This window comes from Streptomyces sp. NPDC060000, from assembly GCF_042737375.1.
In the GTDB taxonomy this organism is placed as follows: domain Bacteria; phylum Actinomycetota; class Actinomycetes; order Streptomycetales; family Streptomycetaceae; genus Streptomyces.
In genome coordinates, this window is record NZ_JBHWUU010000014.1 from 71593 (window position 1) to 78084 (window position 6492).

Annotated in this window: 6 protein-coding genes; 1 reads left to right on the top strand and 5 read right to left on the bottom strand. The window is 71.0% G+C overall.

Going from position 1 to position 6492, the window contains the following annotated elements; genetic code table 11:
* Positions 1-112: 112 nt before the first annotated feature.
* From ACFWBB_RS10490 to ACFWBB_RS10500, 3 genes are all read right to left on the bottom strand, one after another.
* Positions 113-1093 (bottom strand): aldo/keto reductase, encoded by a 981-nt coding sequence (locus tag ACFWBB_RS10490; RefSeq protein WP_385269215.1) that lies wholly within the window; start codon positions 1091-1093, stop codon positions 113-115.
* A 172-nt stretch (positions 1094-1265) separates the two neighbouring features.
* The gene (locus ACFWBB_RS10495; RefSeq protein WP_385269217.1) at positions 1266-1748 is read right to left on the bottom strand and encodes a nitroreductase family deazaflavin-dependent oxidoreductase; all 483 of its coding nucleotides are present in this window, start codon (positions 1746-1748) and stop codon (positions 1266-1268) included.
* Between the two features lie 77 nt (positions 1749-1825).
* A complete protein-coding gene (locus ACFWBB_RS10500; RefSeq protein WP_385269219.1) occupies positions 1826-2671 on the bottom strand; it encodes an SDR family oxidoreductase in 846 nt (281 codons plus the stop codon).
* A gap of 247 nt (positions 2672-2918) precedes the next feature.
* Between ACFWBB_RS10500 and ACFWBB_RS10505 the strand changes: the two genes are divergently transcribed.
* Entirely contained in the window at positions 2919-3878 is a 960-nt protein-coding gene (locus tag ACFWBB_RS10505) for a helix-turn-helix domain-containing protein (protein WP_385269221.1), read from the top strand.
* Positions 3879-4491: 613 nt separating this feature from the next.
* Here the strand turns inward: ACFWBB_RS10505 and ACFWBB_RS10510 are convergent.
* Positions 4492-5235 carry a type VII secretion system-associated protein gene (locus ACFWBB_RS10510; RefSeq protein WP_385269223.1) on the bottom strand — a complete coding sequence of 248 codons (744 nt, stop codon included), beginning with the start codon at positions 5233-5235 and terminating at the stop codon, positions 4492-4494.
* A 157-nt stretch (positions 5236-5392) separates the two neighbouring features.
* The coding region (locus ACFWBB_RS10515) for a hypothetical protein (protein ID WP_385269225.1) at positions 5393-6492 on the bottom strand (1100 nt) is incomplete at its 5' end.

A 6492-nucleotide genomic window follows, 5' to 3' on the forward strand; every position in this document is an offset into this window, starting at 1 on the left:
TCGAGGGCCTGGAGGCCGCTGCGGGCAACAGCGATAGATGTTCTGGGGGGCTGAGGCGGGTGCCCCGGCGTGAGCGGTCAGCGGTCAGCGGTCAGCGGTCAGCGGTCAGCGGTCAGCGGTCGATGCTGGCCATGTTGGCTTCGTCGTGGCGTTCGCCCGCGGCGGGCGTGAGGGTGTTCAGGCGGTCGAGCTGAGCGGGAGTGAGTTCGATGGCGTCGGCGGCGGTGTTTTCTTCGACGCGTGCGACACGGCGGGTTCCGGGGATGGGGGCGATGTCGTCGCCGCGGGTCAGCAGCCATGCCAGTGCGGTCTGTGCCGGGGTGGCGCCGATCTCGGCGCCGATGGCCTGTACTTCGTCGACGATGCGCAGGTTGCGCTGGAAGTTCTCGCCGGTGAAGCGCGGGTTGGTCTTGCGCCAGTCGTCGTCGGCGAAGTCCTCGACCGTGCGGATCTGCCCCGTCAGCAGGCCGTGGCCGAGCGGCGAGTACGGAACGAACCCGATGCCCAGCTCGCGCAGCAGCGGGAGGATCTCGGCCTCGACGTCGCGGGTCCACAGGGAGTATTCGGTCTGCAGCGCGGCCACCGGATGCACGGCGTGCGCCCGGCGGATCGTCTCGGGGCCGGCCTCCGAGAGTCCGATGTGGCGCACCTTGCCCTCGGCGACCAGCTCGGCCAGCGCGCCGATGGTCTCCTCGATGGGCGTGTTCGGGTCGACGCGGTGCTGGTAGTAGAGGTCGATGTGGTCGGTGCCGAGCCGCAGGAGCGAGCCTTCGACCGCGGCCTTCACGTTGCCGGCGCTGCTGTCGATGACGCCGGGGCCGTCGCCGGCGTGGGAGACGAGACCGAACTTCGTCGCCACGACGACGTCGTCACGTCGGCCCCTGATGGCCTTGCCGACGATTTCCTCGCTGTGGAAGGGGCCGTAGATCTCGGCGGTGTCGATGTGGGTGACCCCGAGGTCCAGCGCCCGGTGGATGGTGCGGATCGACTCGGCGTCATCGAGCCCCCCGCCCGTGGTGTACGTGCCGGCCATGGTCATGGCTCCCAGACCGATGCGAGAGACATCGAGCCCGCCGAGTGTTACGTGCTTCATCAGGTACTCCTTGTTGTAGTGGCCGTCCGGCCCCCCGGAATTCGTCCCGGCAGCCGGACGCGCAGGGCCGTCCGTCGGGGGATTTCGAGCTGGCCACTGTCAGGCGAGGGCCGACGTTGTGGTTGCCAGGGACAGGCGGCGGATATGTGTGGGCTGAACCGGCTGTGCCGCGTCAGTGCTGCTGGGCAGCCGGCTCCAGAACGAGAACCGGGATCTCACGGTCTGTCCTTTTCTGGTACTCCGCGTAGTCGGGGAACGCCTCGACGGCTCGGGCCCACCACACGGCCTTCTCGTCCCCGGTCACCTCGCGTGCCAGCATGTCCTGGCGCACCGGGCCGTCCCGCAGCTCGACGCGGGGGTCGGCCACCACGTTGCGGTACCAGACCGGGTGCTTGGGGGCTCCTGCCATGGAGGCGACCACGGCGTAGGAGCCGTCGTGTTCCACCCGCATGACCGGGGTCTTGCGGATCTTGCCGCTCTTCGCGCCCAGGGTGGTCAGGATGACGACGGGCAGGTCCCGGAGCTTCTCGTCTTCTTCCCGTGCGACCAGGACACTCAGCGTCGTTCCTTGCGTACCGCCGGAGCTTTCGTACAGCTCCACCTGGTCACGTACAAACTGCGCCTTGCTCGGCTCGTACTCGCCCTTGAGTGGCATGTTGCCTCTCTCCATGCTGTCGAAGACTGCGCCCGGCAGCGGTCCTCAGCCTCTGCCTCGGGCGCGGGATGTGCTGCTCAGGCGTGGGCGTCGTCGTAGGTCAGGGCGCCGCCCAGCTCGCGGGAGGCCTCGGCCTGGGCGAGGAGTTCCTTCGCCTTGGCCTCGGCGGCCTCGATGGCGTCTGCGCCGGCGACGAACCGCTGCAGGGGCTTGTCCTGGTCGGCGATGGTGAGCAGGGCGCGGGCGAGCTTGGCGGGGTCGCCGGGCTGCCGGCCGTTCATGCTCTTCATGCCCTCGATCCTCGCGGCGGTGCGCGGGGCGTAGTCGTCGATGGACAGCTCGGGCCAGTTGGTGGAGCCGTCCACGAGGAGTTCGGTGCGGAAGTAGCCGGGCTCCACGACGGTGGTGTGGATGTTGTAGGGCTCGACGTCGTGGCGCAGGGACTCCATCCAGCCCTCTTCGGCGAACTTGGAGGCGGCGTAGGCGGAGGTGAACTCCATGCCGACCAGTCCGGCGGTCGAGGTGATGGTGATGATGTGGCCGGCGCGCTGCTTGCGCAGGATGGGCAGGATGGCGCGGGTGACGTTCATGGGGCCGAAGAGGTTGGTCTCGAACTGCCGGCGCATCTGCGCCGGCGAGATCTCCTCGAAGTAGCCGGTGAAGAGGTTCCCGGCGTTGTTGATGAGGACGTCGATGCGGCCGAAGCGGTCGACGGCGGCCCGCGCGGCGGCCTCGGCGTCTTCGAGGCTGGTGACGTCGAGCTTGGTGACCAGCAGGTTGTCCCGCGGCCCGCCGAGGGTCTTTTCTACCTCTTCGGGGCGGCGGCCGGTGGCGACGACCTGGTGGCCGGCTGCGAGGGCCTCGCGGGCGATGTCGGTGCCCAGGCCGCGTCCGGCACCGGTGATGAGAATGACCTTGCTCATGGGGGTCCTTTCAGGCGTCGTGATCTGACACCTGGTGTGTGCGGAGAGGTGATGCGGGCAGCGCCGACAGCGCTGCGGAGAGGGCTTTGCGACCAGCGGCACAAGCGCCACCTGTCTGAGCCGTTCGCACCGCCGCGGGCGTTGCACCACCAACGAAACCGGCTGTCACGCGCACGTGGGAGTCCCTGATGAGGGGGTCACTGACAGGGACCCCCAGCCCGGCGGCAGGGCTCGTAGAGTGAAACGCATGGCAGGCAGAAACGACCCACAAGGCAGTAATCGCGACATACGTGATGATTTCCGCGCGGAGATCCGGGAATTCCTCGGCACGCGCCGGGCCAGGGTCACCCCCGAACAGGCCGGGCTGCCTCTCTACGGCGGAGAGCGGCGACGGGTCACCGGGCTGCGCCGCGAGGAGGTCGCCCTCCTCGCGGGCATCTCCAGCGAGTACTACACCCGGCTGGAGCGCGGCAACGCCACCGGCGTCTCTGAGAGCGTCATCGAAGGCATCGCACAGGCGCTACAGCTCGACGAAGCCGAACGCATCCACCTGCTCGACCTCCTGCGCGGCGCCGGCACGACCCGCCCGCCACGCCGCCGACCCGCCCAGCAGCGCGTGCGGCCCACCGTGCGGCGCGTCCTCGACTCGATGACCGGCACACCCGCCTTCGTCCTCAGCGGACGCGGAGACATCCTGGCCGCCAACCACCTCGGACGCGCCCTGTTCTCTCCCGTCTACGCCGACCCAGCCAGGCCCCCCAACAACGCCCGGTTCGTCTTCCTCAGCCCGCACGCGACAGAGTTCTTCCGCCACTGGGACGAAGTCGCAGGCGACACCGTCGCCATGCTGCGCGCCGAGGCGGGCCGCGACCTCTACGACCGGCGGCTCTCGGACCTGATCGGGGAACTGTCCACCCGCAGCGAGGAATTCCGTCGCCGCTGGGCGGCCCACAACGTCCGGATGCACACCACCGGCGTGAAACTCCTCCACCACCCGGTCGTCGGCGACCTCGACCTGCCCTTCGAGACCTTCCCACTCGGCGACGGCCCCAGCCAGGTCCTCCTCACCTACACCGCCGAGCCCGCCTCACCCTCCCAGGACGCCCTGAACCTGCTGGCCAGCTGGGCCGCGACCAACAACGACATCGAGCGGGTCACGCCGGCCAACGACTCCGAGCCGGCCGACTCGGCCGAGCCACCCGACTGAACGACGAGCCACGCGTGTCGATCCGCGCAGGATTCTGGTGGGTGCCATCCAGCCGCGATGGCTGGTTCGGAGAAGTCGGGGCGCAGGTCCAACTGTCCGGTCTCCGGGCGGAATTCTTCGTGACTGGCGGCGTTGGTCGTCGCTGGAGACCAGCCAGGGCATCGACGCCGGCAAGAAGATCGAAGGCCCGAGCGGCACCTGATCACCGACACGCTCGGTCCGGTGCCGGCCGTCCTGGTCACGGCCGCGAACGTGCACGACACCAGATGCCGGCGGCGACGGCCCGCCTACTCGCGACGGTCAAGCAGGCGAAGACCGTCCGCGTGGGCCCGCGACGGGGCTACGGACCGTCAGGCCCGGCACGACCTACGCCCCGTCGGCCACGGCCCGGGCACGGTGGTACCGGTGGCTCTGACAAGGGCGGGCCGGCACGCCGGAGGGACCGGCAGGCGGACAGCACGCATCGGCCTGCTGTCCGCCGGAAACAGCGCGTCGAGCGTCCTCGCCGTCAGGATGACGGCCTACCGCAAGGCAAAGTGGACACCTGCCTCGGCAGGTAGGCAGGGGCGACGGCCCAGGCCGGCGGCGCCGGTACCGGGGCGGCGTGGTCTTTTCAGTCCGTTTCGTGTGCGCCGGCGACGGGGCCGCTCTCGTCGGTTCGTGTCCCCCGGCCGGGACCCCGGCTGAGCGACCCTTCGCTGTGCGGTACCTCCGCCTCGTCACCGTGCGGCGCGTCGGCGAGCGTGAGGTCGTGCTCCGCCAGGGCCCCGAGCAGTGACTCGGTCTGCAGGCTCATGGGCGCCGAACCAGCCGGGTTGAGGTAAAGCACATGCTCGGCCGGGAGCCGGTTGACGAGGTCCCTGCACGACATGACCTCGAAAGCCAGCTCACCCGCGGTGTCCAGATGCGGTTGCGCCGTGAAGGCGGGGACCACGGCCGTGCCGTCGGGGGCCGCCGCAGTGACCAGGCTGCCGTCGGACCGGCAGAGCACGGCCAGTTCCGCCCTGGCCAGCGCGCGCATCACCTCGTCGCCCGAGCCGTATCCGGTGACGGCTCGCTGGACTGCCTCATCGACGGGATCCGTGGGCGGTTTCCAGCCGAGCGCTGCGGGCGAGGGACGGTACTCCTCGTTCTCCTGCCACTCCACGATGTCCCCGGCCTGGTCGGAGCGCCACTGGCCCACGACGGCCCAGACGGGCGGCGGCGCGTCGCCGTTCCAGGCGGGGTCGACCATGCCGAGCCAGTGGTCGGGGGCCGCGCGGGCGGCCTGCAGGATGTCCTCCGGCGGCTCGGGCATGACGGGATCGTCGGCGGTGGTGTCCGAGGTGGTCGTGTTGTCGCTCTCGACGGTGGTCACGGTGTCGCTGATGGGGTCGCTCCGATTTCGGTCAGTCGGTCCGGCAGGCGCCGACGCTTGGCCGACAGGTTTGAGGGGGCGTTCGCCGCCCGGCGCCGGTCGGTGCCCCGGCCTCTGTGGCGCGGCCGGGGCACCGTCCTTTCGGGGTGTTGTGCGGCTAGCCGAGGGAGTCCGGCATCGCGTCGGAGCGGGTGCCCCAGGTCGACGTGTCCTGCCTGAGCAGCTGCACGACGCCCTCCTCCTCGGTGTTCTCCTCTTCCGGGTCGCCCTCGGATTCGTCCGGGCTGACGGTGGCCGAGTCGGGCTCGTCGCCCGGATCGCCGTCGCCGTTCCCGCACCGGACCTCCTCCGCCTCGACGAACGCGACGCCCGAAGGAGCCTGGGCAGTCCGCTGTGCGGGCCGCCAGGTGGTCAGTTCCGGGCCGTCGGCGTAGGCCGTCGACGCTCCCGGGTACGGAGCGACGGTGCGCTCGGCCAGCCGCGCCGCGGTTCCCTCCTCCGCGTCCCAGATCGCCGGGTCGGTGACGGTGTAGCGGGAGGAGCCGACTTCCTCAGCGCTTTCGTCGGCGGTGGCGCGTCCCGCGAGCGACAGCAACAGCGGAGCAAAGCCGGCGGCGGCCAGATCCCACGCCGAGACGTCTTCGGTGTCCTCGTGTTGTGCCACTACGGGGACGCGGTCATCGGGCAGCGCGCCGGGGGCCTCCGGCGACTCCTCGGCCGCCGGGACCACCGGTTCTCCCGCCGTGGCGTAGGCCGGCCCCATGCCGGCGTGCCGGTCATGGTCCGTGCCCGGCGTCGTAGACGCGCCGTCAGCGGATCTCTCGCCCACCGGCGCGGCAAAGGCCGGCGCGGGACCGGCCTCCGTCAGCCCGTACAGGGCGGCGCCACCGGCCACCGCGCCCGCGGCCGAACCCAGCTCCTCGCCGGTGTCCACCGACATCTGCGGCACCCAAGAGGCGGCTGCGTCCAGCAGCCCGGAGCTGTCCGGCCGTTCGCGCCCGTCGCCGCTCGCCGTCCCGGCGCCCGCGCCCGACGAGCCCGTGCCGGGCATCATCGGCACCGGCGCCCACGCCCCTCCGGCTCCGGACTCCGCGGACGGCGAGGCACCCTCCGCGTCCGGCAGCACGGCACCCGCACCGGTCAGACCGACCCCACCCGACGGCGCACCCGCAACCGGAAGGGCCTCCTCCGAAGCACCCGGCAGCGCCTCCTCGACCCACGGCACCACACCCTCACCACCCAACAGACCCGCCGCGT